We start from the raw sequence: 26,056 nt of genomic DNA, 5'->3' as shown, positions 1-26,056 counted from the left end.
CGGGCCTACTCCGCTTTGAGCTCCAGGCGGGCCACCACGCGCTCACTCAGGTGGTGCCCGGCCAGGGTGAAGCCGGCGCGGCGGAACATCTCCACCGTCCCGGTGTAGACCTCCGCGCTCGGGGCGCGCCCGCCCGCCGTGTCGACCGGGTAGGCCTCCAGCACCCGGGCGCCGTTGGAGCGGGCGTAGTCGATCGCCCCCTCCAGGAGGCGGCTGCCCAGTCGGCGCCGACGGCGGCGCGGCGGGAGCCAGAAGCACACCAGCGACCACACACCGGGCTCATGCGGGTCGGCCGGGCGCAGCGAGCGCGAGCGGGAGAGGCGGATGAAGTCCTCCCGGGGCGCCACCGACACCCAGCCGCACGGGCCGTCCTCGTCATAGGCGAGGAGCCCCGGCACGCGCCCGTCGAGGGTCAGCCGCCGCAGCTCCTCCCTGTTGTCCACACCCCGCTGCGACCGCTCGCACGAGGTGCTCGCGGTGTGGTCCTTGGCCCGTCTTCGGAAGAACGTGCACCAACAGTGCCCGTAGGCTCCGGTCGGCCCGAACAAGTTCTCCAAGTCTTCCCACCGCTCGGCGGTGGCGGGCTCGATTGAGACGATGGACATCGGACTCCCTCGACGAGACACACTGGCCGCCACAACTGTGATCCAGAACACTAGCGGTGATTCGCCGTGACCGAAAGAACACGCTTGCCCGCGAACGCCCGTTCCCGGGCCCTCCTGATGGCTTCGCCGCACGTCGGGCGCGAGAAGGGGCGGACCCCGACGGGATCCGCCCCCCGCGCCATGGTCGGGGTCAGGCCCGCGTCCCCTCGGACACGTCCGCGTCCTCGGTCGCCGGGTCCCAGCACTCCACGCCCTTCAGCCCCGGCACGCGGTCGCGCGTGAACACCGGGTCGCGGCCCTCGCGGCGCTGGTCGTTGTAGTCCTTGAGCAACCGGAACACGATCATCGCCAGCGGCGTGATCGCCACCAGGTTGACCAGGGCCATCAGGCCCATGGTCGTGTCGGCGAGCGTCCACACCAGGTCGATCGAACCCAGGGCGCCCAGCATGGTGGCCACCAGGAACACCACCTTGTAGCCGAACAGGACGCCCTCGTTCCGCGTCAGGTACTCGATGTTCGACTCGCCGTAGTAGTAGTTGCCGAGCACCGACGTGAACGCGACCAGGATGATGATCAGGGTCATCAGGTGCAGCGCCCACGGCCCCAGGGACGCCATGACCGCGTGCTGGGCCAGGTCGCCCTCCAGCCCGCCGTCGAGCGGCTCGTCCCCCCTGCCCAGCAGGACGATGCAGGCGGTCACCGTGCACAGCACCAGGGTGTCGAAGTACACGCCCAGGGTCTGGACCAGGCCCTGCTTGACCGGGTGGGTGACCGAGGCGCTGGCCGCGGCGTTGGGGGCGGAGCCCAGGCCCGCCTCGTTGGAGAACATGCCCCGGCGCACACCCTGGACGATCACCGTGCCCAGCGCGGCGGCGCCGAACTCACGGAGGCCGAAGGCGTGCTCGAAGATCATCACGAACACACCGGGGACCTCCTGGTAGTTCATCGCCATGATGACCAGGCCGATGACGACGTAGAGGGCCGCGAAGGCGGGGATGAGCGCCTGGGCGGTGTGCGCGATCCGGCGGACGCCGCCGAAGATCACCAGCGCGGTGGCCACGACGACCGCGACGCCGACGGCGGCCGACAGCCACAGGCCCGAGCCGGTGCCCAGGGCGTCGGAGGAGTTGGTCACGGCACCGGCGATGGTGTTGCTCTGCGCCGCGTTGAAGACCATCGGGAAGGTCAGGATGAGGATGATCGCGAAGAGGACCCCCAGCCAGCGCTGGCCGAGTGCCCGCTCCATGTAGTAGGCGGGGCCGCCGCGGTAGCCGGTGCGGTCACGGACCTTGTACAGCTGGGCGAGGGTGGACTCCACGAAACTGGCCGCGCCCACGATCAGCGCCATCGCCCACATCCAGAACACCGCGCCGGGGCCGCCCAGCGAGATCGCCACGGCCACACCGACGATGTTCCCGGTCCCCACCCGGGCCGCGGCCGAGATCATGAACGCCTGGAGCGAGGAGACGGCCTTCTTGCCGTCCGGAGCGATCTCGGGCTCGCCTCTGACGACCTTGAACATCTCCGGGATCATCCGGAGCTGGACCAGGCCCGATCCGAAGGTGAAGTAGAGGCTGACCACCACGAGCAGGGGGATCAGGATCCATGCCCAGAAAACGTCGTTGACGCCGCCTATGGCCTCGGTGAGACTCGCGCTGAGGGTGGGTGCTGCGTCTGCGGAAATCACGGGGGTCGAGCTCCTTCGCTCAGGTTGAGGGACAACCGCCCACTCATACCCGTGCAGAGGGCTCGTATCACCATGTGGACGACCCTTGTCTGGACATTGTCCGCCCGGTGATATTTCCGTTATACGGATCTTTGTCCAGATTCATCTCGCCGACCGATGCGCACCCGCCCCGGATCAGCCCTGGTGAACGAGGTCCGCGTACTCCGGGTGACGCTCCAGGAACGCCTGGACGAAGGGGCAGATGGGCACGATCCGCAGCTCCCGCGCACGGATGGTGTCCAGGGACTCCCGGACGAGGGCGCTGCCCACGCCCCGGCCCTCGTAGGCCGGGTCGACCTCCACATGGGGCAGGGCCAGCACCCCGTCGTCGATCAGGTGGTAGGCCGAGAACCCCGCCAGGTTCCCGTCCACCCTCACTTCGAACCTCGACCGCTCCCGCGCGTCCTCGACCGTCAGCTCCATGGCCATCATCGCTCCGTGCGTCGGCCCCGCACGCGGCGCGTGCGGGGTACGTGCGCCCCACAGAATGCCACGTTCCCGTTGCCGGTTCCGTGGTCGGATACCAGCGTTCCCGCCCTTTCCACCCGTGAAGTCCGTTCCGGCCACCACGACGGGAACGGCACCGCGGCCTCCTGACGACGGCCTCCGGCCCCTTCCCACGCGGTCGCGGACGTCCCCGCCCGGCCGGGAGGGAGCGGCGTCACCCCCGGACGACGTAGGGGTCGGTCACCCCGCCGGGGCACGCCAGCGCCGAGATCTCCCATCCGGCCAGACCGGCCCCCGCCCGGTAGGAGCTCTCCAGGAACTCCAGGACCGAGGCACGCGGGTCCGGCATCCGGCGCACGTCGGCGTAGCGGAGCAGCGCCAGGTGGCCGTTCCCGCTCTTGGTCCACTCCGCGGCCACCGGAGACAGCGGCTCCTGGGCCAGACCGTCCGGTTCCGGCGCCGTGTAGGAGTAGAAGCAGGGTTCGGGGACGGCGTCGTCGCCGAACCAGAAACCCGAGCTGACGACCTCCCGCGAGTAGGCCTCCCGGACGAGTCCGCCCGCGTCCCGCGGCTGCGGAACGGGGTGCGGGGAGAAGCGGGTGACGGCGATGTCGAAGGTGTGCCAGAAGTGGTGCACGGGGCTGATCTTGCCGGAGAAGCCTGACGAGAACTCCTCCAGCACCAGGTTGACCTGGCTCAGCACCTGCCAGTACCGCGTGGCGTGCTCGGGGACGTAGGTGGCGTGCTCGTGGTCCTGCGCGAAGGGCCGGTCGGAGTCCGGCAGGTCGAAGGGGCGCGCCACCGAGATCGACCCGTCCACACCCACGCCGTCCAGCAGCGACTGGAACCGCAGGTAGAAGTCGGCCACGCTCAGCCCCTCCAGCGGAAGGGAGGCCTCCTGCCCGTCGAGCGTCGACACGACCAGCCGGTGGCGGACGAAGTCGAAGTCGACCGTGAACACCGGGTTGCCGTCGCTCAGTCCCATCGGCCGGGAGGTGAGGCCGGACCCGGTCAGGTGGAAGGGCACGTGCCACCAGTGGTTGCGGCGGGGACTGTGCTCCAACCGCACCTTGCCGACGATCTGCTCGAAGCGGTGCAGGGTCTGCTTGGTGTCGTACCAGGAGTCGAGCGGGAAGTCCGGGAACAGTTCCATGTGGTGCTCCGTCTCTGTGTGACCAACGCTTCGGCACGCGCGCGGCGCGGCCCCTGCCCTGGGGAACCCGCCGCGCCGGCCGCCGGGGCCCTCAGGGCACGGGCGGGCCGCCCTCAGCCGACGCCTCCGGTGCCGAGCCCTGTCCCACCACCCCGCTCGCGCGGGTCCGCGGCGGTGGAACGCCGGCGCCGCAGGGATCCGCGCCGGCGTTCTCGGCGGGCGGGCGCTGCGCGGCCGGTCGGCGGGCGGCCTCGCGTTCGCCGTGCCCGGACGAGGGCAGCGTGAGGCGGACCGCGTCGAGCACGCGCGCGTAGACCGTCCCGTGGGCGTGCAGGGCGGTGCCCAGGAGTTCCAGGCAGGGCCGGAACCGCACCAGGAGCGCCTCCCCGGCGGCGGTGTCACCCCGGGCGGCGAACTCCAGGACCACGGCCAGATGGTCGGAGAGTGCGCCGTCGCTCACCCGCCACCCCGCCCGGGTGTAGGCGTCGGCCGCCTCGGCCAGTGCGTGGCCGCGCCGCCGCGGGTCGCCGCCGGTGTAGTGGGCCAGGTGCAGGGTCCTGCGGCGACGCGGGTCGAAGACGTCCGCGTAGTGCTCGCAGAGCTCCGGCTCCGGCGTGGTGGTGGCGTACTCGCAGAACTCGTCGAGGGCCTCGCGCACGGCGCCGCGCGGGATCCCGGCGACCGCTCGGGCCACCAGCGGCAGGCGGTCGAAGAAGAGCTCGTCCGGGTAGCCCAGCAGGACCGCGGCGGCCTGGCGCGTCACCGCGACGCGGTGCGCGCGCCGGGCGGCGCGCCCGGCGGCAGCTTCGGCGGCGTCGCCCCCGGGACCCCCTGGGCTCCCGAAGCCCCCTGGGCCCCCGGTGCCCTCCGTGGCGTTGGTGGTGGTGTCGGTCATCCCCGCTCCTCCTCCCGGATTGCGGTGCCCGCGCCGCGGTCGCCGTCGGTCTCCCGCGGCGGGAGCAGGCCGTCGGGCCGTCCGTTGCCGTCCCAGTCGAGGGGATCGGCGCGGTCCGGCCGCGCGGCCCTCCCGTCGCTCGTCCGGCGGTCGCGCGGCGCGTGGGACATCCGCACCGGCACGCCGCGGCCGTAGGTGTGGCGCACCCGGGCCGACGAAAGGGCGGACCAGGAGCACGTGGCGCCGCGCGGACCATCCCGCGGTCCGTGTTCCGGCCGTTCCGTACCCGCCGAACGGTCATCGGTCACCTGGTTCTCCCAGGTGATGGTTGCGTCCTTGGCATGAGCATTCCAGGAACAGAATCCCGCGCGGGTCACACCGCGGGCGGAACGCACCGCCGTGTCATGGCTCCACCGGCCCCGGTAGCACACGTCACCCTCTCCGAGCTGGGATCTCGTGCCGCCAACGGGCTCCGGCCGGGCCAGGGACGAACCCGCGCGCGGCGGGGCGCCGCCCCTTCCGCCGCCTTGACCTCGTACCGCCATCGCGAATACACCTCGTTGACCTGGGCGCCGCCCGGAAGGGACGAGCCGGAGCCGGCCTCCCACGACATTCCGTTCACGAATATGCCCCGCGTCGTGCCGAACTCCCACTTCCCACACCGCCCGGGACGACAATCGTGGTGAATCGCCGACAAGGGGTCCGTATGCGAGCGGAAGTGGGAAAGCCGTCAGACGCACCGGAACAGCGCAGGGCGACCCCGCCCCGGGGCGCGCCGACCGGCCGCCTCCGGCCCGAACGGTACGCGCCTCGGCGGGGCCTCCGGCCCACCCCCGGACGCCGTCCACAGCCTGTGGACGACGCGGCGGCGCGACTCCGTCAGGGGGCCACGTCGCGGGCGCGCACGAGCACGGCCGCGCGGTTGCCGACCTTCACCCGTTCCAGGGCGCGCACCCCGGGAGGCAGGACGACCCGGCGCGTGCGCGCGGTCACCACCACCACGGCGTGCGGGGGCAGGACCCGGCCCAGGGAGGCCAGCAGTGCCCCCATGGGGTCGTCACCGGGGATCCGGCCCCGCCAGTGCGTGAGATCGCCGTAGGGCACGTCCGTCACCACCAGGTCGGCCTCGACCGGCTCCGACAGCGTGAACACGTCCGCCACACCCGTCTCGTGGGGGAGGTCACCGCCCATCGCGACCAGACCCGCCGCCAGGGCTCCGGCGGTCTCGGCCCGCCCGACGAACTCCGCGCGGCCGAAGTCCAGCGCGGAGCGGCGCAGCTCCTCCTCGCGCTCGGCCAACCCGGCGCGCGTCAGCAGTGCGAGGTTGCGCGCGGCCAGGGCGACCGCGTCGGGGTCCACGTCCGTGGCCCGCGCGTGGACGATCCGGTCCCGGTGCAGCAGCCCCAGCACGGTCACCAGATAGCCGCTGCCGCAGCACGGGTCCCACATCCGGACCCGGGTCTGGGGAAGGTGCGCCAGGCCCCGCTGGAACAGCTCGCTGGCCAACCGCACCGGGAACCCGGGGAACCCCGGCGCGGACCGCAGCACGTTCCCGCTGGCCAACGCCGAGTGGTCCGCCCGTTCCGTGGCGTACCGGTAGACCACAACCGCCCCCTCGACTTTCCCCACAACAGCGAAGGCCCGGCGTCCTCAGACGCCGGGCCTTCCTCTGCGGTCCTGACGGGATTTGAACCCGCGGCCTCCACCTTGACAGGGTGGCGAGCACTCCTAACTGCTCCACAGGACCTCGCTGCGTGTACAACTCTAGCGCGACTTCGGAGTACTTCGTACCGGAGCCGTCCTAGAGTGACGGAGAACGCTCAACTCTCCAGAAGGGAACCGGTGTGAACGAGTCCTCGGCTCCCCTGCCGCCCGGCCCCGACTCCACCCGGGTCGACCGCTGGCTGTGGGCCGTGCGCCTGGTCAAGACGCGCGCGGACGCCGCCCAGGCCTGCCGCGGCGGGCACGTCCGCGTCAACGACCGCCCGGCGAAACCGGCCACGACCGTCAAGCCCGGCGACGAGGTACGGGTCCGCCTGCACGGGACCACGCGCATCGTCGACGTCGCGCACGTGCTGGCCAAGCGGGTCGGCGCACCCGTCGCCGCGCGCTGCTACGTCGACAGGACGCCCGCACCGCCCCCGGAGGCGGCGGTGCCGTTCGTGCGGCGCGACCGCGGCGCGGGCCGGCCGACCAAGCGCGACCGGCGCCAGATGGAGCGTATGCGCGCGGAGCTGCCTCCGCCGGTGTGAGGCCCCGGAAGTGGCCGTCAGGCGTGCAGCCGGCGGCTCGCGGGGCCGTGCTCGGCCAGGCTGTGCTGCTCCAGGAAGGACAGGACCGCCCGGGTCGAGTCCGGCTCGTCCTCGTGCAGGTAGCCGTGGCGCATCCCGGGCCGTGTCAGCAGGCGGGCGTCGGGGATGCGCTCGGCGAGCAGGACGGCGTTGCCCACGGGCGTGAGTTCGTCGTCCTCGCCGTGCACGACCAGGGTCGGCGCGGCGATGCCGGGCAGCAGGTCCCATCCGTCGTAGCCCGTGCTGGCCCCGAAGTGCAGGCGCTGGGCGCGCAGGGGCCCGCGCGGCAGGACGCGGGCGACGGTGTCGGGATGCTCGGCCGCCCAGGCGGGCGTGTAGAACAGGGGGCCGATCAGGTCGCGTCCGGCGGCCGTGCCGGCCTGGCGCAGCGCCAGCGTGGCGGACCGGGGCCGCTCCACCTCGCGGTCCCCTCCCGGCGCGGTCGAGCCCAGGACCAGCGCGCCGAGCCGCTCGGGCGCCAGCGCGGCGAGGGTCTGGGCGACCTTGCCGCCCATCGAGAAGCCGTAGACGTGGGCGCGACCGATACCGAGATGGTCCAGGACGGCGAGGGCGTCGCGGGCGAACAGCTCCAGGCTGTAGGGCTCCCCCAGCGGGGCGTCGCTGCCGCCGGTGCCGCGGAAGTCGGTCCGCACGACCCGGTGCCGTCGGACCAGGCCGGTGTGGACGCCGTCCCACATCTCGTGGTCGAGCGCCTGGCCGTTGAACAGGAGGAGGGGGTCGCCCTCTCCGTGGACGTCGTACCAGAGGCGGGTGCCGTCAGCGGCGATCAGGTGGCTCACGGGTCCGGACACTACCCGCGGGACCCGGATCGCGCCGCGTCGCGGGTCACACCCGGCCGGAGCGGCCGTCGGCGCGCACCGCGGACCTCGTTCATCCAGGACGGCGCCGCACTCCCGGCTCAGGTGGGCATGTGCGCGGGATTGCGCACCAGCGGCGAGAGGCTGGGCGTCCCCGTGACCGGGTCCGGGAAGACCTCGGCGGACAGCCCGAAGACATCGCGGACCAGGTCCTGGGTCACCACGTCCCGGGGGCGGCCGGCCGCGTACACCGAACCGTCGAGCATCGCCACCAGATGGTCGGAGTAGCGCGAGGCCAGGGTGAGGTCGTGCAGGACCATCACCACCGTGGTCCCCTGCGTCCGGTTCAGCTCCAGCAGCAGGTCCAGGACCTCCACCTGGTGCGCGATGTCGAGGAACGTGGTGGGCTCGTCCAGGAGCAGCAGGTCGGTCCGCTGGGCCAGCGTCATGGCGATCCACACCCGTTGCCGCTGCCCGCCGGAGAGCTCGTCCACCGACCGCTCCGCCAGGTCCAGCGTGCCGGTGGCCTCCAGGGCTTCCTGCACCGCCTCGTCGTCGCCGCTCGTCCAGCGCCGGAACCAGCCCTGGTGCGGGTAGCGGCCGCGTCCCACCAGGTCGGCGACGGTGATCCCGTCCGGAGCGACCGGGCTCTGCGGCAGCAGGCCCACGGTCCGGGCCACGTCGCGGGTGGGCAGGGTCCGGATGTCGGTGCCGTTGAGCAGCACGCGGCCCCCGCGCGGCGGCAGCAGGCGGGCCAGTCCCCTCAGCAGGGTGGACTTGCCACACCCGTTGGCGCCGACGATCGAGGTGACGACGCCGGGCGGAACCGCCATGCTCAGACCGTCCACGATGGTCCGGTCGCCGTAGCCGAGCGAGAGGTCCTCGGCCGCCAGGGCCGAGAACGCGGCCGAGCCGGCGGTGTGCGCGGTGTCGGACGGGATCATGTCAACCACCTGCCCCGGACCGGTTGGTCCGCATGAGGAGCCAGAGAAGGTACGGCGCGCCCACGATGCCGGTGACGACCCCCACGGGGAGGACGATGTCGGGGATCGTGAACTGCGCGAGGAGGTCGGACGCGAGCATGATGAGCGCTCCGATCAGCGCCGCGGGCGGCAGCGCCAGACGCCCCGACCGGACGGTGCGCCGGGCGATCGGAGCACTGACCAGGGCGACGAACGCGACCGGTCCGGTCACCGCGACCGCCGAGGCGGCCAGGGCGACCGAGGTCAACAGTAGCCAGAGCCTGGACCGCTCGGCGGGCACGCCGAGCGAGGTGGCGGAGTCGTCGCCCAGTTCGAGCGAGCGCAGGCGCCCGCCGAGCAGGACCAGGACCACCACCAGGACGGCGAAGCAGGCCAGCAGCGGGTTGAGGGTGGGCCAGTCGGCGCGCGCGAGGCTGCCGGTGATCCAGGTCAGGGCCACACGGGCGTCGCGGATGTCGCTCTGGGTCAGCACCCAGGAGACGACGCTGGTCGACAGCGCCGCCACCCCGATACCGATGAGCAACAACCGGTAGCCGACCACGCCCTGGCGCCAGGCCAGCAGGTAGATGGCCGTCGCGGCGGCGAGCGCGCCCAGGGACACGAACCCGGCCAGCGCGAGCCCGCTGAGGCCCAGGTAGACCACGCCCAGGACCCCGGCCGCGCTCGCGCTGTGGGTGATGCCGACGATGTCGGGACTGGCCAGCGGGTTGCGGACGATGGTCTGCAGGAGCGCCCCGGACAGGCCGAGACAGGCGCCCGTGACCACCGCGGTGAGCAGGCGCGGGAGCCGCAGCTCGATCAGAACGAACCGGGTGACCTGGTCGGCCCGCCCGGTGAGGAGGTCGAGGAGTTCGGGCAGGGACACCGACGCCCGGCCCACGCTCACACCGACGACCATCGCTCCGAGGAGCAGCAGGACGAGGACGGCCGTGACCGCCGCCTCGCGCCGGGCTCCGCGCCGACGCACGGCACGGACGGTCCGGCCCTGGCCGGTCGGACGGGTGGTGATCACAGCCGGACCGCCTTCCCCTTGCGCACCAGCGCGATGAACAGCGGCGCGCCGATCACCGCCGTGACGATCCCGACCTGCAGCTCACCCGGCCGGGCCACGACGCGGGCGATGACGTCGCAGGCCAGCAGCAGCGTCGGCGCGGCGAGCGCGCTGAAGGGGAGGATGAGCCGGTAGTCCAGGCCCACGATGCTCCGGGCGACGTGCGGTACGAGCAGGCCGACGAAGGCGATCGGTCCGACCGACGCCGTCGCGGCGCCGCACAGCGCGACGATCGCCACGGCCGCCGTGATCCGCGTCCGCGCGATGTTCTGGCCGAGCCCCCGGGCGACATCGTCGCCGAGCGCCAGCCCGTTGAGCGAGCGGCCCAGCAGGAGGGCGAGCAGCGCGCCACCGACGATGAACGGGGTGGTCTGGGCGACCACCGGCATCCCCCGCGCGGCCAGCGCCCCGACCTGCCAGAACCGCATCTGGTCCAGCGAGGACTGGTCGACCAGGAGCACGGCGGTGACGATCGAGGCCAGGGCGGCGGTGACCGCCGCTCCGGCCAGCGCCAGCTTGACCGGGGTGGCGCCCTCCCGGCCGAAACTCGACACCCCGTACACGACCACCGCCGACAGCGCGGCACCCCCGAAGGCGAACCACACGTACTCGCCGGGCGAGGTCACGCCCAGGAGGCCGATGGCGCCCACGACGAAGAGCGAGGCCCCGGCGTTGATCCCGAGCAGCCCGGGGTCGGCGAGCGGGTTGCGGGTCAGGCCCTGCATCACCGCGCCCGCCATGCCCAGGGCCAGGCCCGCCGTGAGTCCGACCAGGGTCCGCGGAAGGCGCTTCTCGATGACGACCAGGTGGTCGGGCAGGGCCGGGTCGGTGCGCAGCACCGCGTCGAGCACGACGCCCGGCGGCAGGGGGTTGGCCCCCACGGCGAGGCTGAGCAGCGCGGCCACCGCCAGGGCCAGGCCGAGCAGCGGGAAGCCGAACGCCACGCGCGGCCGAACGGGCTTGCGGGTGGCAGGGGCGGTGCGGGCACCGCCCCCGGTGGTGGTGGTCATCGGGGTGCCGCGCTACTCGGCGTTCTCGGCGGCGGCGACCAGCTCGGGCACGTACCGGTCGAGCATCCACGGGATGGAGAGCACGGTCGGGGCGCTGCTGGCCATGACGAAGTCCTCGCCCACGATCGGCGCGAAGCGGCCCTCCTGGACGGCGGGCATGGCGGCGACGAGGGGGTCGGAGGTGAACTCCTCCAGCGAGGCCTCGTCGGCGAAGTACATGACCAGGACGTCGGTCTCGATCTCCTGCAGGTTCTCGTAGCTGACCTGGAAGAAGAACGAGTCGTCGGGGTCGGAGTCCAGCTCGGACACGCTGGCGCCGGGCTCCATGCCCAGGTCGACCAGCATCTCCACGCGCGGGTCGTACTCCCGGTACACGTTGAGCACGTCGGCCTCGTTGGCGGCCGCGTAGAAGAAGGTGGTGCCCTCCAGCTCCGGGTTCTCACCGGCCAGGGCCTCGACCTGCGCCTGGGTGTCCTCCAGCAGCGCGGCGGCCTCGTCCTCCCTGCCGAGCGCACGGCCGACGATGTCGACCTGCTCCTGCCAGGTGGTGGCCCACGGCTGGTCGGGGTAGGCGACGGTCGGGGCGATCTCCTGCAGGCGGTCGAAGTCCTCCTGCGTGAGGCCGGAGTTGGGGGCCAGGATCACGTCGGGTCGGGCCTCGACGATCTCCTCCAGCGGCGGCGCGTCGGCGTGCGCGCCGGAGAGGATGGTGGGCTGCTCGCCGCCGAGCTCCTCGATCTTGTCGGCGTCCCACTCGAAGACGCCGTTCTCGTCACCGCCGTAGTCGTTGCGGGGCATGGCCACCGGTACCACGTCCAGGGCCAGCACGACGTCCTGCGCGGACCAGCCCCAGGTGACGACGCGTTCGGGCTCCTCGGCGATGACCGCCTCGCCCAGGGCGCTGTCGATGGTCACGGGGAAGGTGCCGTCGCCGCCATCACCGCCGGCCTGGGCGTCGTCGCCGGGGCCGGTCCCGGAGCAGGCGGTCAGGAGGGCGGCGCCGACGAGGGCGGCGGCGGTGATCTGGACGGGTCTGGACAGGGCGGTCATGCGGTGGGTCTCCTCGACGGGGGTACGGCCTCTGCCGACCGTGTCGGCACGGAGAGGGTTGGTTAGGCAAGGCAAGGCTAACAACACCTGACCTGCGCTTCGCCCCTGGCCCCCGCCGCCTCCCCCGGATGTGCGCCTCGCACCGCATCTTGAAAACAAAAAACCGATCTGTTCAAATAGACACACGAGGGCGGGTCACACCCGCCGCCGCGACAGGAGGGGAGCCGTCCCATGCCCGCCGCCTTCAGCGAGGCCGAACGCACCCGGATCACCGAGCGGCTGCTCAGCAACGGGGCACGGCTGTTCACCGCCCAGGGCCTGCGCAAGACCTCCCTGGAGGACCTGGTCGAGGGCACCGGTATCGCCAAGAGCAGCTTCTACCAGTTCTTCGCCGCCAAGGAGGCGCTCTACCTGGAGCTGATGATGCGGCAGGCCGCCGACGTCAAGCGCGAGGTCGTCGACGAGGCCCTGCTCAGCACCGAGGACGTCCGCGAAGGGCTGCGGCGCTTCCTGCACGCCACCCTCCGCCGACTCGAGACCGACCCGCTCTACCGGCGCCTCATGACCCATCCCGAGGAGATGGCCGCCGTCATGCGCCGGCTCGGCACCGCCGACCCGGGGACCGTCTCCGCCTTCGCCGCCTCGCCCGACAACCCCGCCAGGGCACTCGTGGACTTCATCTCCCGCCACCAGGAGGAGGGCGAGCTCCCCGGGCACGACCCCGCCGTGCTCGTCGGCGTGGTCCAGGCGGTCCTCGTACTCCCGCTCAACCGGGAGCTCCTCGGCGACCCCGGCCTGCTCCCCCGGATCCAGGACCTGCTGGTCGACATCGTCGCCACCGGCCTCACCCCTCGGAAGGACTGACCGCCATGACCGCCCGCGACACCCCACCGTCCGGCGCCGGGAGCGCCCTCATCGTCGGCGGCGGCATCGCCGGCCAGGCCGCGGCGCTGCGCCTGCACCAGGCGGGCTGGCGCGTCCGGATCATCGAACGCGCCCCGCGGCGACGCGGCGGAGGGTACGCCGTCTCCTTCGCGGGGATCGGCTACGACGCCGCCGAGCGGATGGGCGTCCTGCCCGACCTGCTCGACCGGCACATCACGCCGGACGCCCTGGTCTACGTCGGGAAGGACGGGACGGAGGCGTTCACCGTTCCCGGCCCGACCGTGCGGGCCCTGGCGGGCGAGCGCAACCTCAACCTGCTGCGCGGCGACATCGAGGACGTGCTGCACCAGAGGGTGCGCGATCACGCCGAGTTCACCTACGGCACGACCGTGGAGCGCGTCGAGCAGGACGCCGACGGCGTGCGCGCCACGCTCAGCGACGGCACCGAGGCCACCGCCGACCTGCTCATCGGCGCCGACGGACTGCACTCGGCGACCCGTGCCCAGGTCTTCGGACCGGAGTCGGCCTACCGCCGGGACCTGCGGCACATGGTGGGCGTGTTCATGCTCGACCGCCTGCCCGAGGGCCTGTCGCCCGGCGCCACCGCCTCGGTCACCGACACCGGCCGGACCCTGGCCGTCATCGACCTGGGCGTGAACGGGGCGGCGGCGTTCTTCGGCTACCGCTCCGACGACTCCGACCGTGAACTCGCCGAGGGCCCGCACACCGCCGTCCCGCGCGCCTACGGGGACATGGGCTGGGTGGCGCCCCAGGTGCTGGAGCAGCTCGCCGCGGCGGAGGACGTGTACTTCGACACCGTCAGCCAGATGGAGGTGGACGGGTGGAGCCGCGGCCGGGTGGTCCTGCTCGGCGACGCCGCCTGGTGCGTCACCCTCTTCGCCGGGTACGGCTCGGCCCTGGCCGTCGGCGGCGCGGACGCCCTGGGCACCGCCCTGGAGGAGTACCCGGACGACGTCCCGGCCGCCCTGGCCGCCTGGGAGCGGCGGATCCGCCCGGAGGCCGAGCGCAAACAGCGCCTGGGCCGCCGGGTCAAGGGCCTGTACGCGCCCAAGGACCCGTTCCGGCTGTGGCTGCGCGACCTACCGCTGCGCATGGCCTCCCACCCGCTCATGAGCCGGTTCCTCCAGCGCCGCCTCCAGATCCGCGGCTGAGCGGTGTGCCCCTGCCGCCGGGCTGTTCCGGTCAGGAGGACCGCTCCTCCTGGAGCAGCCAGGCGGCGGTTCCCCCGACCACCGCGCACCCGAGCACCATGAGCAGGAAGTGCCGACCGGTCTGCGGGTCGGCGACGTCGCTGAAATAGTCGGATTCCGCGGCAGCGGCCGCGGCCACCGCCCACTCGACCAGCAGGACGGCCGGCGGCACACACGCCAGCGCCACGACCGCCCCCAGCAGGAAGCGGGACGGACGGAGCAGATAGCGCACCACGACCCCCGCCAGCGCGGCCAGGGCCACCCAGAGGAGGACGGCGGGGAGCGTGGTGTCGTCGCCCGACGGAACCCAGCTCTCGTCGCTCGCCCACGGCAGAGCGCGCGACAGCAGCGCGACGACCATGCCCCCGGTCAGCAGGGCCGTGGCGGCCCGCAGCCGTTCCGCGTCGTAGGCGTGCGCGTGGAAGCGCACCTCCAGACGCTGGAGCCGCTGTCGGAGCTGTTCGGTCTCACTCGGCCGGTCGGCCGGGGAAGGCGCCATGGGGTCTTCTCCTGGGGGCGTCGTCGATGGAACACCCGTATGGGACCACGGCGGCGCGGCTCAGGTTCTCGCGGGTCCCCCGGGACGGCGCAGACCGACCTGGGCGTCGCGCACGTGCAGCGCCAGGTGCGTCTCCAGGCGGCGCGGGGAGGCGTCCCACCCCGCGCCGATCAGGACTCCGATACGGGTGAGCCGCTGCCGCACGGTGTTGCGGTGCAGGTGCAGCAGCTCGGCGACGCGCGCGACACTGCCGTCGGTCTCCAGGTAGTGGAAGGCGGTCCGGGCCAGGTCGGTGCCCCGCTCGTCGTCGTAGGCCAGCAGCGGGTCGACGGCGCGGGTGAGCGACCGCGGAAGACCGCCGGTCCGCGCCAGGTCCAGAAGCGCGTGAACCATGCCCAGCCGCTCGCCGTCGAGCACGCCGTCCCGGCCGAGGGTGACGAGCGACCCGAGAGCGAGCGACGCGCGCCGGTGCGCGTCGGGCAGGTCCCGAGGCGCCGTGACCGGCCCGGCGGCGCCCGCCCGCAGCGGCCAGCCGTGGCCGGCGAACGCGGCACGCAGCCCGTCCTCCCACGCGGGCGAGGCGGTGAGCAGGCACAGGTGGTCCTCGTGCACGATCATCACGGTCCGCCCGACCGCGGCGCGCAGCACCTGCCGGCACCGCCGCGCGTCCGCGAAGGACACGTCCAGGGCCACGCACCACAGGCGGTCGTCGGAGCGCAGGCCCCACCGGCGCATCCGCCGCTCCAGCCGGTCGTGCGGCAGATCCACCCCGGACAGCAGGTCGTCGACCAGCTCGTGCTGGCCGCGCAGGTCGGCGTCCTCCTCCGCACGTGAGAAGAGCAGGGCGAGGGCCGCGTGCACGGCCACCCTCTCCAGCAGCGCCCTGCCATCGGGGTCCAGGACCGACCCCGTGTGCAGGGTGCCCAGCGTCTCGGCCGCCGCGGTGATCGCGACGGCGGTGCCGGGCTCGGGGACCGCGTCCGCCGCCGCCCGGTCCACCGTCGCGGCGAGCAGCCCGCCTGAGGCGTCCCGCAGGTAGAGGTCGTCGTCGAGCGCGCCGCGTCCGATGGTGAGGACGCGGTCGACGTCCGGGGAGACCATCACCGCGTCCAGGAGCCTGCGGTCGAGCTCCAGCATCCGGGTGGCCAGCTGCAGCTCGGCGGCACTGCGCCGGTGCTCCACGTTGAGCAGTTCGGTCCGGCGGGCCATCTCCTCGAAGCGCAGCGAGTTGTCGATCGCGACCGCCGCCTGCTTGGCGATCGACTCGACGCAGCTGACCTCCTCCGGCTCGAACCGGCGGGACCGCCGCTCGGCCACGATGAGCGCGCCGATCACCCGGCCCGCCACGGTGAGCGGGGCGCCCATGATCGTCTCGACCGCCTCGGCCCGCACGATCTCGTCCACCTCCGGGTCGTGGACGACCGACGCGTCGCCCAGGTAGTCGGAGGTCTGGAACGGCGCCAGGCCGGTGGCCACCTGCCCCAGCACCCCGACCCCGAGCGGCATGCGCAGGGCCCGGTAGGCGGGCGTGGTCACGCCGTCGGACTGGCGGATGTAGGTGTCGCCGCGCTCGGGGTCGTTGAGGCTGATGTAGGCCATGTCCGCGCCGACGATGGCGCGCGTGCGGCGCACGATCGCCTGGAGGACGGCCTCCACGTCCCGCAGCGCGGTGAGGTCCGTGGCCGTGTCGAGGAGGACCCTCAGCAGGTCCTCACGCGAGCGCCGCATGGTGTTCGCCATGCACATAGCGTACGCGGATCAGTGGTCGCCAGCACATCGTGCCTCACATCACCGCCGCGTTAAGTTTCCGTAAGTTGCCTGGTCATCCGCCACGCGGTGGTGCGCACCGGGCCCCACGACCCGGAGGCCGCCCTCGCGCGGGCCGACACGAAAGGACGGACGACGGTGCAGATCACCGGGGCGGTACTGGAGCAGATCGGGCGGCAGCGCCCGTACGCGGAGTCGACCCCCATCAGCGTGACCAGGGTGGAGCTCGCCGACCCCGGCCCGACCGAGGTCCGGGTACGGATCGAGGCGGCCGGAGTGTGCCACTCCGACCTGTCGGTGCTCGACGGCAACCGCGTACGCCCGGTCCCGATGCTGCTCGGGCACGAGGCCGCGGGCCGCGTCGAGGCCGTCGGCTCGGAGGTGTCCGATATCGCCGTCGGCCGCCGCGTGGTGATGACGTTCCTGCCGCGCTGCGGTGCGTGCGACGGCTGCCGGACCGATGGCCGGCTGCCCTGCGGGCCCGGCAGCGCCGCCAACAACGACGGCCGGCTGCTGCACGGATCGCGCCACCTCACCCGCGACGGCGAGACCGTCCACCACCACCTGGGAGTCTCCGGATTCGCCACGCACGCCGTCGTGGACCGCGCCTCCCTGGTCCCCGTCGACGACGACGTACCGGCCGAGATCGCGGCGGTCCTCGGCTGCGCGGTGCTCACCGGTGGCGGCGCGCTCCTCAACGCGGTACGGGCCGCGGAGGGCGAGAGCGTCATGGTCGTCGGCCTCGGCGGGGTGGGCGTGGCCGCCCTGCTGGCCGCCGTAGCGGAGGGGGCCGGTGACGTCATCGCCGTCGACACCCTCCCCGAGAAGCTGGACCTGGCGCTGCGGCTGGGCGCCACGCACGCCTACACCCCCGACGAGGTGGCCGACCTGGGGATCAGGGCCGCCCACGCCATCGAGTGCGCCGGGCACCCGCGCGCCCTGGAGACCGCGTTCGCCGCCACCGCCCCGGGCGGGCGCACCGTGACGGTGGGCCTGCCGAACCCGACCGCCACGGCTCGGCTCTCCCCGCTCACGATGACGGCCGAGGCGCGCACCGTCATCGGGTCCTACCTGGGCTCCGCCGTCCCCGCGCGCGACATCCCGAAGTTCGCCCAGTGGTGGCGCGAGGGCCGACTCCCCGTGGAGCACCTGATCAGCCGCCGCATCCGGCTGGACGAGATCAACGAGGCCATGGACGAGCTCGCCGAGGGCAGGGCCGTCCGCCAGGTCATCGTCTTCGACGAGTGACCCCCGAGTAGCCACCGACCCGGGCACGACCGTGCCCGGGGATCACGAAAGTACTGGTCAATGAGTCAGACACCCTCCCGGCCGGACGCGGCTTCGGCGCACTGGAAGGCGGGCCCCTTCGAGGTCCGGCTGCCCTTCGTGCACTACAGGTTCCAGTGGCAGGACTACACCCAGGGCCTGGTCATGTGCGCGGTCGACCTCGCCGCGATCCCGCTGCTGACCGAACTCCTCGGAATGCCGTTCGAGGCGGCGCTCGCCGTCGTGGTCCTCAACGGGCTCCTCTACCTGGTCCACCACCTCCTGGGCGACCCGGTCGTGCCCGGCTGGATCACCCCGGCCATCCCGCTGCTGATGGTCTACTGCCAGCAGTTCCCCGAGGGCCCCGAACGGGTCCAGGCACTCGTCGCCTTCCAACTCGTCCTCGCGGCGCTGTCGATCACCCTGGGGGTGACCGGCCTGGCCTCGAAGGTCGTCCGCTTCATCCCGAACGCGCTGCGCGCGGGGATCGTCGTGGGCGCCGGCTTCGCGGCGGTCCAGAGCGTCTTCGCCGAGGGCGGCCGGTTCGAGACCTTCCCGTGGACGATCTCCATCGCCGTCGGTCTGGCCTTCGTCCTGCTGTACTCCAAGGGCTTCGCCAGGGCCCAGGCACACAGCCGGGTGCTGCGGCTGATCGGCAGCCTCGGCATCCTGCCGTGCATCCTGCTCGCCGTCGTCGTCGCCCCGCTCTTCGGCGAGGCGCCGTGGCCGACCCTGGAATGGGGCTTCGCCACACCCGACTTCGTCACCCTGTGGACGCAGTACACCGTCTTCGGTGTGGGCTTCCCCCCGGCGATGATGATGCTCAGCGCGATCCCCACCGTGGCCGCCGCCTACATCGTGGTCTTCGGCGACGTCCTGCAGGCGCGCGCCGTCCTCGACGAGGCCTCCGAGGTCCGCACCGACGAGAAGGTCACCTACAACCCGAACCGCGCCCACATCATCTTCGGCGGGCGCAACGCCATCATGGGCATCATCGGCCCGGACGTCACCATGTGCGGCCCCCTGTGGGCGGCCATGCACGTGGCCATCTCGGAGCGGTACAAGAAGGGCCGCGACGCCATGCAGTCCATCTTCGGCGGCGCCGGATCGTTCCGCTGGGGCACCAACACCGGCCTGTGGCTGCTGCCGATCGTCTCGCTGGTCGAACCCGTCCTCGGCGTGGCGCTCGCCCTGACCCTCATCATCCAGGGGTTCGTGAGCGTCAAGGTCGGCATCCTGGAAGCCCGCAGCCGCACCGACCTGGGCATCGCCGGTGTCACCGGCGCCGTCCTGGCCCTCAACGGTGCCGCCTGGGGCTTCGCCGTGGGCATCGTCCTCTGCCTGCTCGTGTACGGCCGCCGGTTCTTCTCCGGCGAGGACGACGGCGTGATCAACCACGACGGGAAGTCCATCGGCACGTCCCCCGACAAAGTCATGGAGGCCTGACCGGACGGTGGCGAGCTGACCGCCGACCCGAAGGGCCCGGACCCCGCGTCCGGGCCCTCAGCCATGCCCCGGGAGACCCACCCGACGCGCACCCCCTGAAGCCGCCCCCCGACGCTGGGCACGAAAAACGCCCGGAGCCTGTGGGCTTCCGGGCGTTGGTGCTGCTCAAGGTGAGTGGCTAGGGGCGGGGTCGAACCGCCGACCTTCCGCTTTTCAGGCGGGGTAAGTGGTGGGTCGGGGTGCTGGCCTGCGGGGTGGATATCCGCGTGGGTCCGGGTGAGTCCAACGCCGGTTGCTGTCGTTGCTGTCACCGCTGCTGTCAGACCACGGCTCTCCCCGCCTGCCCAGACGGAGCCACAGACCGCCCGCCACAGGGGTGCCGCACGGGCGCTCCTCCCCCGCCATCGCTCGATCAACCACAGGACGCCGGTCACCACGCCGCCGTGCCGAGGTGCCCGATAGCGCCGGGGCCGGCCACCCCAGACAGTCGCACTCCGCTATCGGGTACCTCGGGATCTGAGCACGTCATCAACCATTGGCACTCAAAGCTCTGCGCAACGGGTATGGCCTGCTTCACCATGGTTCTCTTCGGCAGCTCTGGCCCCACTCGCCGTGTGGACCTATCCGAACGGCCATGGAGCGCACGGCCAACGGCCGTGCGCTCGGGACCGGGCGGCAGCCCGCAGCCCGAGCGGCGGCCGAGGGCCGCTGCGACGGCGCTTGCGCCGTCGCCTTGATCCCATACAGCCCAATTCGGCACTGCTCAATCGATGAATACGGCTAGTGGATCAACTACCACAACCGGCCCCTCGATCACGAGAGAATCATGGCCGACCGAGGGCCCCAAACCCAGCTCTTTTGGCCAGTCTTCAAACATCTTCATCAAAGATTCCCTCATACCCTGGTTCCTTCTAATGGAACGAGGAAGAATGCGAAGATGGCTCAGAAGGTCAAGGCTATCCCCCTCTTTGATGACCTTGGTTGCCTTCCCAACCAAGGTAGCCTCCCCCTCCAAATCCTTAAGGTTTCGCAGCATGTACTGCTGCTGAGCAGAAAAGACCACAGACAATTCTCCGTCATTGCCCATCGAAACCAGCGAAGTTTCATCCTTCTTTTCATCGGGGTTCTGAAAGAGCACGGACATCATTGTAATGATTTGCCGCGATTCCGCGTCTTTCAGTTCAGGGGCATCCATCGACTGCATCATTTTGATAAGCTGAAAAAGTGAGTCGATCATATTGTTAATAGGGGAAAGCTCAAACTCCCTAGTAACCTCTACTGCACTTCTCTTCAGCGAAGAAACATCAACATCATCATCGATTTCAACCAAGCTCTCCTGCATCTTTCCATACAAGAGATTAAAGGAGTGCTTTTCTGAAATCTGAAGCACCCTCTCCCGCATCTTTTTCTGCGGCATTTGAACAATACCAGGATCAGCGTCCAACTCGACCACCCCAGGACCCTGGTCACTCTCCTGAGTTATAGTCTCCCTTATTTCTTTCGTGTCCCCAGGATCGAGATTTGAAATATAGTCAGAAAGTCGGGCGGTGTCCAGGTAGTAGAAGTCACGAAGGATCATTTTTCGTTCCTCTTTTTGCTTGGTGTTGCCGCCTGGTTCAAGGCTGCCTCAATCTCTACAACTTCAGCCTCAGTCAAAACGAGAGGAGAATTAGAGTAGGCAGCGTAGCTCCCAGGATGACGAACTCGTTCAAGATGAAGCGGAAATTTTCTGAGCAAGGACCACTTTTTTCTATGGCCCAACTTTACTCTCAGTCGAACATTAAATTCCTTGGGCGCCAGGATCGACTCAAAGCCCTCGCCCTTAAATTCCAAGAAGAGCTGCTGGGCACTCCTCCCTGGAACAAAAAAGACTGCCGGGAGATCCATCTTGTCTTCAGCACCTCTTGCAGCCATAAGAGTGGTTCTCACGCCATGCCACTTCATTTCGCGCCCTTGGGCGGCGTCAAATTTCATTGAAAGATTTTCTATCACCAAAGGCTGGGCACCAGGGTTATAAAAAACAAATGGAAATCGAAGCAAGATCGAATCGGGTGAAACCTTGGCTGCAAACGAGTGGGGAGGAAAGCACTTCAACCTCCCCCTTCTGGCATTCAACCACCAGAAAGAAGAAGCAGTAAAAAGGAGAGCCAAGACAGAGATTCCCACGCCTGGCTCCTTTTTGAGAAACCTGGCTAGACTGAGAACTATGTCCTGCAGTTGGTCTATCCACACCTAGCTATCATCACACAGAAGACCCAAGTTAGGCGAGGTCTGGAGCAAAATTGACCATCCGCCGAGAGCATGTTTGAGAGGTGTTCTACTTTTAGTACCACATAGTCCTAATTTTCCATTAGATTTCAAACCAGGTCTTGCGGCCGGAGAGGGTGGCGTGGCTGCCCCATGAGGTGGCCAGGGCGTCAACGAGGAACAGGCCGCGACCGTGTTCGGCGTCGGGTTCGGGCTGCGCCACATACGGAGCGTCGAAGTACGAACCCCCATCGTGGACAGTGACGCGCACACTGTGGCCGTGCTCGTGCTCGATGAGGACGCCGAACCCCGCCCCGGGAAGGTTGGACGGGGTGTGCTGAACGGCGTTGGTCGCTAACTCGCTCGTGAGTAGTACCGCGTCATCCACGACCGGGCAGTCGCCCAGGCGGTCGGCGACGAACGCGCGTACAGCGGCAACCTGGTCGGGGCGGCCGTAGAACCACCCGTGATGGATGGTCACGGTGTGCTGGGGCCTGTCTGCATGGAGGGACATGGGGTTTCACCTCGTGCTCTGAGCGCAGGGGGCGGACACTGAGCTGCATGACTAGTACTATTAGTACGGCTACCGTACATTGAATGCGTGTGTAGCGCACTGGTTTGCGCGCACAATAAGTACGGGTCTTGTAGTCGAAGTGAGGGAGAGTGCCCCATGTTCGGACTGTCTGTGCGGTTCACGCTCAAGGACGAGGCTGCTGCCGACGGCTTCGACGCCCTGGTGGCGGAGACGCTCCCGCACATCCGCCAGAGCGAACCGGGGACGCTCGTGTACGCGGTCCACACGGTGGAGGGCAAGCCGCTGGAGCGGATCTTCTACGAGCTGTACGCCGACCGCGCCGCCTTCGAGGCACACGAGGAACAGCCGCACGTGAAGCGGTTCCTGGACGCTCGCGGTGCCTTCCTGGCCTCGGTGGACGTGGACTTCCTCGCGCTGATGGACGGCAAGGGTGTCCAGGAATGAGCACCGACTACCAGAAGGCGCTGGGCCGCAAGGTGGCCAAGCACCGCAAACAGCGCGGCCTGTCCCAACGCGAGTTCGCCGGACTCGTCGGACGTTCCGAGACCTGGGTGTCCCAGGTAGAACGCGGGGTGCGCAAAGTCGACCGCATGGTGGTCCTCGAAAAGCTGGCCGAGGTCCTGGACATTCCCGTGTCCGAGCTCGCCGCGGAGGCTCCCATCGTCGCCGCCTCCAACGAGGAACCTCCGGGCAGTAGCCGCCTGCGGCTGATCCTGAGCGGATCGCACGCCCTGGCCGCGCTGCTGCGCCGCAACCCCGCGACGGTCGACATGGACGACCTCCGCCAGCGGGTCGATCGTGCCTGGGAGCTGACGCACGCCAGCGCCTACATGGAGCTGACCGAGATCCTGGAATCGCTGATCCCCGACCTGGAGTCGGCCGCACGCTCGGTCCCCAACGGCGAACGCCTGGAACTGTTCCGGCTCCTCAACGCCGCCTACCGGGCCTGCTCGTCCACGCTGTCCCGCCTGGGCGAGTACGAAGCGGCCTGGATCGCCGCCGACCGCGCCATCACTGCGGCCGAGCGGGCGGAAGATCCGCTCCTCATGGCGGCTGGCGAGTTCCGCCTGTGCCTGACCTTCCAGGGTGCGCGCCACTACGACCAGGTGGAGGCCACAGCGCAGACCGCGTGTGAGGCACTGGGCGGCCTGGTGGAGGAGGGCAACCCCGAAGCGATGTCCGTCTTCGGCGCACTGACCCTGCAACGGGCGGTCGCCGCCGCACGCGGCAACAAGGCCACGGTCGCCTATCGGCACGTGGCCGAGGCGAAACGCATCGCAGACGCCATCGGCGGAGAGCGCAACGACTTCAACACCGAGTTCGGACCGGCGAACGTGGGTCTGCACGAGGTGTCCGTGGCCGTGGACCTGGGCGACGCGGGCGTGGCACTGCGGGCGGCGGACGAGGTGGACGTGTCCATCCTGTCCCCGGAGCGCCGGGGCCGGTTCCTCATCGACGTGGCACGCGCCCAGCTCCAACGCCGCAACGCCGACACGGCCGTGTCCACGTTGGAGGAGGCCGAGCGGATCACGCCTGAACAGGTCCACTCGCACCCGATCGTGCGACAGGTCGTCGGTGACCTGCTGGCGATCCAGGACCCGGCCGGCACAGCGCTGACCGGCCTGGCTCGAAGGGTAGGCGCACTCTGAGTGCTAGCTAGTACTTCATGTACTAGACAAAACAAAAAGTGCGGATTAGTGTGTGGTAGGTCGCACGATCCTTCCTGCTGTGGAGGGGTGCGGCCGACCACACACTTTCGTTTGCGCCAACAGGCGTGGTGAGGAGTCCGCATGGCTATCCAGGGTGCGTTGCCGGTCGCGTTCGGGACGGTGTTCCCACACGGTGCGTTCGCGCTGGGTGTGGAGGCGATCACCGATTTCGAGACCAAGCGTCCGCAGATGGACAAGGAGTCGGGGTTGCCGCTGTGGGCGGTGGACGTGATCGACGCCGACCCAGAGGCGCGGGGCAAGGCCAAGTCGGTGAAGGTCAAGGTTGCCGCCGAGGTGTGCCCGACCCTGCCCGATGAGGTTCCCGGGCTGCCGTTCCGGCCGATCGAGTTCGAGGCGATGGCGGTCATGCCCTACGTCGACGACAACGGCCGCCGCCCCCGGGTGGCGTACTCGCTGCGGGCCCGTGGCGTGAAGGCTCCCGGTGGTGCTGCGGGCGGTCGTCGCGCCCCCGCCAAGGATGCGGCCTGAACGCCGCATGACATGAGACGGGGCGGCCTGGTGCTCCAACACCTAGCCGCCCCTACAACCCTCCCGGAAGCTTCCCAACTTTCAGAAGAGGTGTCCTCAGTATGTCCGAAAACCGACCCGACGTGTCCACGCTGACCGGCTCGCAGCTCGTCCGGGCCTTCCTCGCAGAGTTCGACAAGCCGCGCACGACCACGGCCGAGCGTGCGGCGTTCTTCGACTTCAAGGCGCGCGTGTTCGCCGCCATCGCCGAGCGGGACGACAACCCCGAAGCGGGCCGCGCCGCTTCTCGGGCCCGGGTGGCCCGTGACCGGCTCCTGGCAGAGATCGACACCGTGAACGGCGGTGAGGTGTGATGCTGCGTCAGCCCAAGGTGGGCGCTGCCCAGACCTCTCCGACGCTCCCCACTCCCGCCCAGGGGGTGCGGTTCACGACGCCAATCGTGGAAACCCCGGGCATCGTCGTGCTGGCCTCCTGGATCTGGCGGCTGACCCGGTTCCTGGTCGCGCTGCCGTTCCGGTTCCCCGTCCTCGTCGCCACCGTGACCGTGTCGTTCGCAGCGTGGTGGTGGCTGGGCTGGCCGGGTCTGGCCGGACTCTGGGCCACTGCCGCTGTAACCTCGCTGGTGTGGTGGCGCACCTGGCCCGACTCCTACCGGACCTGGGTCACCCTGCGCATGCTCGCCTGGTGGCGGCACGTGTTCGTCTACCGGCGGCACTGGCAACCCGTGCTGGTGATCTCCGGGCTGGCCGAGTCCTACCAGGAACGCCGCTACCTGCCTCGCATTCGTCGCGTCACCTGTGACACCTGGGCCGACCGCGTCCGGGTCTCCCTCGTCGCGGGCACCGCTCCGGCCGACTTCGAACACCGGGTGACCGAACTGGCGCACGGGTTCGCCGCCCCCTCCTGCCGGGTGATCGCGAACGGACCCCGTGACATCACCTTGGAGTTCCCCCGACACGACACCCTGGCCGAACCGATCGACGCCTTCCCGATGACCCACTACGTAGAACTCGACGCACTTCCTGTCGGGCGGCGTGAGGACGGCTCACCCTGGTTGCTCAAGCTCCATGGCACACACGTGCTGGTGGTCGGTGTGACCGGGGCTGGGAAGGGCTCGGTGATCTGGTCGGCGGTCCGGGCCATGCTTCCCGCGTTGGCTGACGGGACGGCACAGGTGTGGGCGATCGACCCCAAGCGCATGGAACTCGCCTACGGACGAGACCTGTTCGCCCAGCACGCCGACGACGGCGAATCCGCCGTGGCCCTGCTCGAACGGGCAGTGGCCGACATGCAGGAACGGGCGCAGCGCTACGCGGGCAAGCAGCGCTCTCACGTGCCCACGACCGATGACCCGTTCGTGGTCGTGCTCCTGGACGAGGTCGCGTTTCTGACCGCCTACCACCCTGACCGGGATGTGCGGCGTCGGGCTGAGAACGCCATCGCCACCCTGACCTCGCAGGGCCGTTCGGTCGGGTTCGCGGTCCTGGCCGCGCTCCAGGACCCCCGTAAGGAGGTCATGAACCTGCGCAACCTCTTCCCTGACAAGGTCGCCCTTCGGTTGGACGAGGCATCGCAGGTGGACATGGTCCTCGGTGAGGGTGCACGGGAACGCGGCGCTGAGGCTCACCTGATCGACCCCACGTTTCCCGGTGTGGCCTACGTCCGCCTGGAGGGCTCACCGGCCCCGGTGCGGGTGCGGGCCGCCTACGTCTCTGACGACGACATCACGGCCATGACCGAGGTCTACGGCGCGGGCTCGTCCTCGGACGGGGAGGCTTCCTGATGCGCGCGGTACTGAGCCAGGTCGTGGCGAAACATGAGGACGGCGAACGGCAGGAAGACCACTCCGAGCGAGAGCGCGAACCACGCGGTGGACAGGAGGCCGTACACGAGTTCGGTACAGGCGAAGGCGATCAGACCGCCGCTGACGAACAGGTTCCTCCTACTTGGGCGCTTGGTGTACATGCGGTGGG

General features: G+C 70.4%; 28 protein-coding genes and 1 tRNA gene. 10 read left to right on the top strand and 19 right to left on the bottom strand.

Annotated features, from left to right (window positions below; translation table 11 throughout):
* Positions 1-5: 5 nt before the first annotated feature.
* The 8 genes from M1P99_RS14215 to M1P99_RS14180 all read right to left on the bottom strand — a co-directional run bounded on the left by M1P99_RS14215 (position 6) and on the right by M1P99_RS14180 (position 6,573).
* A complete protein-coding gene (locus tag M1P99_RS14215; protein WP_304453130.1) occupies positions 6-605 on the bottom strand; it encodes a GNAT family N-acetyltransferase in 600 nt (199 codons plus the stop codon).
* Between the two features lie 190 nt (positions 606-795).
* On the bottom strand, positions 796-2,292 hold the full coding sequence (locus M1P99_RS14210) for a sodium:alanine symporter family protein (protein ID WP_304453129.1): 1,497 nt from the start codon (positions 2,290-2,292) through the stop codon (positions 796-798).
* A 174-nt stretch (positions 2,293-2,466) separates the two neighbouring features.
* Positions 2,467-2,754, bottom strand: a complete 288-nt coding sequence (locus M1P99_RS14205; RefSeq protein ID WP_304455688.1) for a GNAT family N-acetyltransferase — start codon at positions 2,752-2,754, stop codon at positions 2,467-2,469.
* Positions 2,755-2,992: 238 nt separating this feature from the next.
* Complete coding sequence (locus tag M1P99_RS14200) at positions 2,993-3,931, bottom strand: DUF5996 family protein (RefSeq protein WP_304453128.1); 939 nt, start codon at positions 3,929-3,931, stop codon at positions 2,993-2,995.
* Positions 3,932-4,022: 91 nt separating this feature from the next.
* Positions 4,023-4,826: a nitrate reductase molybdenum cofactor assembly chaperone gene (narJ, locus tag M1P99_RS14195; RefSeq protein WP_304453127.1), complete on the bottom strand. Its 804-nt coding sequence runs from the start codon at positions 4,824-4,826 to the stop codon at positions 4,023-4,025.
* Positions 4,823-5,032 carry a hypothetical protein gene (locus tag M1P99_RS14190; RefSeq protein WP_304453126.1) on the bottom strand — a complete coding sequence of 70 codons (210 nt, stop codon included), beginning with the start codon at positions 5,030-5,032 and terminating at the stop codon, positions 4,823-4,825. Before M1P99_RS14190 ends, narJ begins: the two co-directional genes overlap by 4 nt.
* Positions 5,033-5,705: 673 nt before the next feature.
* Positions 5,706-6,431, bottom strand: a complete 726-nt coding sequence (locus tag M1P99_RS14185; RefSeq protein WP_304453125.1) for an rRNA methyltransferase — start codon at positions 6,429-6,431, stop codon at positions 5,706-5,708.
* Positions 6,432-6,498: 67 nt separating this feature from the next.
* A tRNA-Asp gene (locus M1P99_RS14180) sits at positions 6,499-6,573 on the bottom strand.
* A 97-nt stretch (positions 6,574-6,670) separates the two neighbouring features.
* Between M1P99_RS14180 and M1P99_RS14175 the strand changes: the two genes are divergently transcribed.
* Positions 6,671-7,078, top strand: a complete 408-nt coding sequence (locus M1P99_RS14175; RefSeq protein ID WP_304453124.1) for an RNA-binding S4 domain-containing protein — start codon at positions 6,671-6,673, stop codon at positions 7,076-7,078.
* A 17-nt stretch (positions 7,079-7,095) separates the two neighbouring features.
* Here the strand turns inward: M1P99_RS14175 and M1P99_RS14170 are convergent, their stop codons facing one another.
* From M1P99_RS14170 to M1P99_RS14150, 5 genes are all read right to left on the bottom strand, one after another.
* Positions 7,096-7,917: an alpha/beta fold hydrolase gene (locus tag M1P99_RS14170; RefSeq protein ID WP_304453123.1), complete on the bottom strand. Its 822-nt coding sequence runs from the start codon at positions 7,915-7,917 to the stop codon at positions 7,096-7,098.
* Positions 7,918-8,036: 119 nt separating this feature from the next.
* Entirely contained in the window at positions 8,037-8,879 is an 843-nt protein-coding gene (locus M1P99_RS14165; protein ID WP_304453122.1) for an ABC transporter ATP-binding protein, read from the bottom strand.
* Between the two features lies 1 nt (position 8,880).
* A complete protein-coding gene (locus M1P99_RS14160; RefSeq protein ID WP_304453121.1) occupies positions 8,881-9,930 on the bottom strand; it encodes an iron chelate uptake ABC transporter family permease subunit in 1,050 nt (349 codons plus the stop codon).
* Entirely contained in the window at positions 9,927-10,979 is a 1,053-nt protein-coding gene (locus M1P99_RS14155) for an iron ABC transporter permease (protein ID WP_304453120.1), read from the bottom strand. The genes M1P99_RS14160 and M1P99_RS14155 overlap by 4 nt, the downstream gene beginning before the upstream one ends.
* 12 nt (positions 10,980-10,991) lie before the next feature.
* Positions 10,992-12,029: an iron-siderophore ABC transporter substrate-binding protein gene (locus M1P99_RS14150; RefSeq protein WP_304453119.1), complete on the bottom strand. Its 1,038-nt coding sequence runs from the start codon at positions 12,027-12,029 to the stop codon at positions 10,992-10,994.
* A gap of 231 nt (positions 12,030-12,260) precedes the next feature.
* Between M1P99_RS14150 and M1P99_RS14145 the strand changes: the two genes are divergently transcribed.
* The gene (locus tag M1P99_RS14145; protein ID WP_304453118.1) at positions 12,261-12,893 is read left to right on the top strand and encodes a TetR/AcrR family transcriptional regulator; all 633 of its coding nucleotides are present in this window, start codon (positions 12,261-12,263) and stop codon (positions 12,891-12,893) included.
* Positions 12,894-12,898: 5 nt separating this feature from the next.
* On the top strand, positions 12,899-14,086 hold the full coding sequence (locus tag M1P99_RS14140; protein ID WP_304453117.1) for an FAD-dependent monooxygenase: 1,188 nt from the start codon (positions 12,899-12,901) through the stop codon (positions 14,084-14,086).
* Positions 14,087-14,117: 31 nt separating this feature from the next.
* Here M1P99_RS14140 and M1P99_RS14135 read toward each other — a convergent pair whose 3' ends face one another.
* Both M1P99_RS14135 and M1P99_RS14130 read right to left on the bottom strand, forming a co-directional pair.
* Entirely contained in the window at positions 14,118-14,624 is a 507-nt protein-coding gene (locus M1P99_RS14135; RefSeq protein ID WP_304453116.1) for a hypothetical protein, read from the bottom strand.
* Positions 14,625-14,684: 60 nt separating this feature from the next.
* Positions 14,685-16,364: a GAF domain-containing protein gene (locus M1P99_RS14130; protein WP_304453115.1), complete on the bottom strand. Its 1,680-nt coding sequence runs from the start codon at positions 16,362-16,364 to the stop codon at positions 14,685-14,687.
* A 165-nt stretch (positions 16,365-16,529) separates the two neighbouring features.
* Between M1P99_RS14130 and M1P99_RS14125 the strand changes: the two genes are divergently transcribed.
* Together M1P99_RS14125 and M1P99_RS14120 are read left to right on the top strand one after the other, a co-directional pair.
* Positions 16,530-17,639 (top strand): alcohol dehydrogenase catalytic domain-containing protein, encoded by a 1,110-nt coding sequence (locus M1P99_RS14125; protein ID WP_304453114.1) that lies wholly within the window; start codon positions 16,530-16,532, stop codon positions 17,637-17,639.
* Between the two features lie 60 nt (positions 17,640-17,699).
* On the top strand, positions 17,700-19,103 hold the full coding sequence (locus M1P99_RS14120) for a hypothetical protein (protein ID WP_304453113.1): 1,404 nt from the start codon (positions 17,700-17,702) through the stop codon (positions 19,101-19,103).
* 763 nt (positions 19,104-19,866) lie between these two features.
* On the opposite strand, the gene M1P99_RS14115 is transcribed toward M1P99_RS14120, so the two are convergent.
* The 3 genes from M1P99_RS14115 to M1P99_RS14105 all read right to left on the bottom strand — a co-directional run bounded on the left by M1P99_RS14115 (position 19,867) and on the right by M1P99_RS14105 (position 21,864).
* The gene (locus tag M1P99_RS14115; RefSeq protein WP_304453112.1) at positions 19,867-20,682 is read right to left on the bottom strand and encodes a hypothetical protein; all 816 of its coding nucleotides are present in this window, start codon (positions 20,680-20,682) and stop codon (positions 19,867-19,869) included.
* Entirely contained in the window at positions 20,679-21,269 is a 591-nt protein-coding gene (locus M1P99_RS14110) for a hypothetical protein (RefSeq protein WP_304453111.1), read from the bottom strand. The genes M1P99_RS14115 and M1P99_RS14110 overlap by 4 nt, the downstream gene beginning before the upstream one ends.
* Positions 21,270-21,453: 184 nt before the next feature.
* Positions 21,454-21,864, bottom strand: coding sequence for an ATP-binding protein (locus tag M1P99_RS14105; RefSeq protein WP_304453110.1), 411 nt, complete (start codon positions 21,862-21,864; stop codon positions 21,454-21,456).
* 156 nt (positions 21,865-22,020) lie between these two features.
* Here M1P99_RS14105 and M1P99_RS14100 point away from each other — a divergent pair, with 156 nt between their 5' ends.
* From M1P99_RS14100 to M1P99_RS14080, 5 genes are all read left to right on the top strand, one after another.
* Positions 22,021-22,329, top strand: coding sequence for a putative quinol monooxygenase (locus M1P99_RS14100; protein ID WP_304453109.1), 309 nt, complete (start codon positions 22,021-22,023; stop codon positions 22,327-22,329).
* Positions 22,326-23,534, top strand: coding sequence for a helix-turn-helix domain-containing protein (locus tag M1P99_RS14095; protein WP_304453108.1), 1,209 nt, complete (start codon positions 22,326-22,328; stop codon positions 23,532-23,534). Before M1P99_RS14100 ends, M1P99_RS14095 begins: the two co-directional genes overlap by 4 nt.
* A 141-nt stretch (positions 23,535-23,675) precedes the next feature.
* Positions 23,676-24,083 carry a plasmid replication, integration and excision activator gene (locus M1P99_RS14090; RefSeq protein ID WP_304453107.1) on the top strand — a complete coding sequence of 136 codons (408 nt, stop codon included), beginning with the start codon at positions 23,676-23,678 and terminating at the stop codon, positions 24,081-24,083.
* A 101-nt stretch (positions 24,084-24,184) separates the two neighbouring features.
* Entirely contained in the window at positions 24,185-24,436 is a 252-nt protein-coding gene (locus tag M1P99_RS14085) for a hypothetical protein (protein ID WP_304453106.1), read from the top strand.
* Complete coding sequence (locus M1P99_RS14080; protein WP_304453105.1) at positions 24,436-25,866, top strand: FtsK/SpoIIIE domain-containing protein; 1,431 nt, start codon at positions 24,436-24,438, stop codon at positions 25,864-25,866. Before M1P99_RS14085 ends, M1P99_RS14080 begins: the two co-directional genes overlap by 1 nt.
* On the opposite strand, the gene M1P99_RS14075 is transcribed toward M1P99_RS14080, so the two are convergent.
* Positions 25,827-26,048 (bottom strand): hypothetical protein, encoded by a 222-nt coding sequence (locus M1P99_RS14075; protein ID WP_304453104.1) that lies wholly within the window; start codon positions 26,046-26,048, stop codon positions 25,827-25,829. The two genes, M1P99_RS14080 and M1P99_RS14075, sit on opposite strands and share 40 nt — an antisense overlap.
* Between the last annotated feature and the right edge of the window lie 8 nt (positions 26,049-26,056).

Origin of the sequence: Nocardiopsis sp. YSL2, from assembly GCF_030555055.1 — a bacterium.
Lineage (GTDB): Bacteria > Actinomycetota > Actinomycetes > Streptosporangiales > Streptosporangiaceae > Nocardiopsis.
This window is presented reverse-complemented; position numbering and strand designations above follow the sequence as displayed.

What these genes read in the sequence shown, in the direction of transcription:
- M1P99_RS14115 (WP_304453112.1), bottom strand. Translation starts at nt 20,682, where the DNA reads ATGATCCTTCGTGACTTCTACTACCTGGACACCGCCCGACTTTCTGAC.
- M1P99_RS14155 (WP_304453120.1), bottom strand. Translation starts at nt 10,979, where the DNA reads ATGACCACCACCACCGGGGGCGGTGCCCGCACCGCCCCTGCCACCCGC.
- M1P99_RS14200 (WP_304453128.1), bottom strand. Translation starts at nt 3,931, where the DNA reads ATGGAACTGTTCCCGGACTTCCCGCTCGACTCCTGGTACGACACCAAG.
- M1P99_RS14165 (WP_304453122.1), bottom strand. Translation starts at nt 8,879, where the DNA reads ATGATCCCGTCCGACACCGCGCACACCGCCGGCTCGGCCGCGTTCTCG.
- M1P99_RS14150 (WP_304453119.1), bottom strand. Translation starts at nt 12,029, where the DNA reads ATGACCGCCCTGTCCAGACCCGTCCAGATCACCGCCGCCGCCCTCGTC.
- narJ (WP_304453127.1), bottom strand. Translation starts at nt 4,826, where the DNA reads ATGACCGACACCACCACCAACGCCACGGAGGGCACCGGGGGCCCAGGG.
- M1P99_RS14140 (WP_304453117.1), top strand. Translation starts at nt 12,899, where the DNA reads ATGACCGCCCGCGACACCCCACCGTCCGGCGCCGGGAGCGCCCTCATC.
- M1P99_RS14095 (WP_304453108.1), top strand. Translation starts at nt 22,326, where the DNA reads ATGAGCACCGACTACCAGAAGGCGCTGGGCCGCAAGGTGGCCAAGCAC.
- M1P99_RS14080 (WP_304453105.1), top strand. Translation starts at nt 24,436, where the DNA reads ATGCTGCGTCAGCCCAAGGTGGGCGCTGCCCAGACCTCTCCGACGCTC.
- M1P99_RS14105 (WP_304453110.1), bottom strand. Translation starts at nt 21,864, where the DNA reads ATGTCCCTCCATGCAGACAGGCCCCAGCACACCGTGACCATCCATCAC.
- M1P99_RS14075 (WP_304453104.1), bottom strand. Translation starts at nt 26,048, where the DNA reads ATGTACACCAAGCGCCCAAGTAGGAGGAACCTGTTCGTCAGCGGCGGT.
- M1P99_RS14090 (WP_304453107.1), top strand. Translation starts at nt 23,676, where the DNA reads ATGGCTATCCAGGGTGCGTTGCCGGTCGCGTTCGGGACGGTGTTCCCA.
- M1P99_RS14120 (WP_304453113.1), top strand. Translation starts at nt 17,700, where the DNA reads ATGAGTCAGACACCCTCCCGGCCGGACGCGGCTTCGGCGCACTGGAAG.
- M1P99_RS14135 (WP_304453116.1), bottom strand. Translation starts at nt 14,624, where the DNA reads ATGGCGCCTTCCCCGGCCGACCGGCCGAGTGAGACCGAACAGCTCCGA.
- M1P99_RS14100 (WP_304453109.1), top strand. Translation starts at nt 22,021, where the DNA reads ATGTTCGGACTGTCTGTGCGGTTCACGCTCAAGGACGAGGCTGCTGCC.
- M1P99_RS14205 (WP_304455688.1), bottom strand. Translation starts at nt 2,754, where the DNA reads ATGGAGCTGACGGTCGAGGACGCGCGGGAGCGGTCGAGGTTCGAAGTG.
- M1P99_RS14215 (WP_304453130.1), bottom strand. Translation starts at nt 605, where the DNA reads ATGTCCATCGTCTCAATCGAGCCCGCCACCGCCGAGCGGTGGGAAGAC.
- M1P99_RS14145 (WP_304453118.1), top strand. Translation starts at nt 12,261, where the DNA reads ATGCCCGCCGCCTTCAGCGAGGCCGAACGCACCCGGATCACCGAGCGG.
- M1P99_RS14130 (WP_304453115.1), bottom strand. Translation starts at nt 16,364, where the DNA reads ATGGCGAACACCATGCGGCGCTCGCGTGAGGACCTGCTGAGGGTCCTC.
- M1P99_RS14085 (WP_304453106.1), top strand. Translation starts at nt 24,185, where the DNA reads ATGTCCGAAAACCGACCCGACGTGTCCACGCTGACCGGCTCGCAGCTC.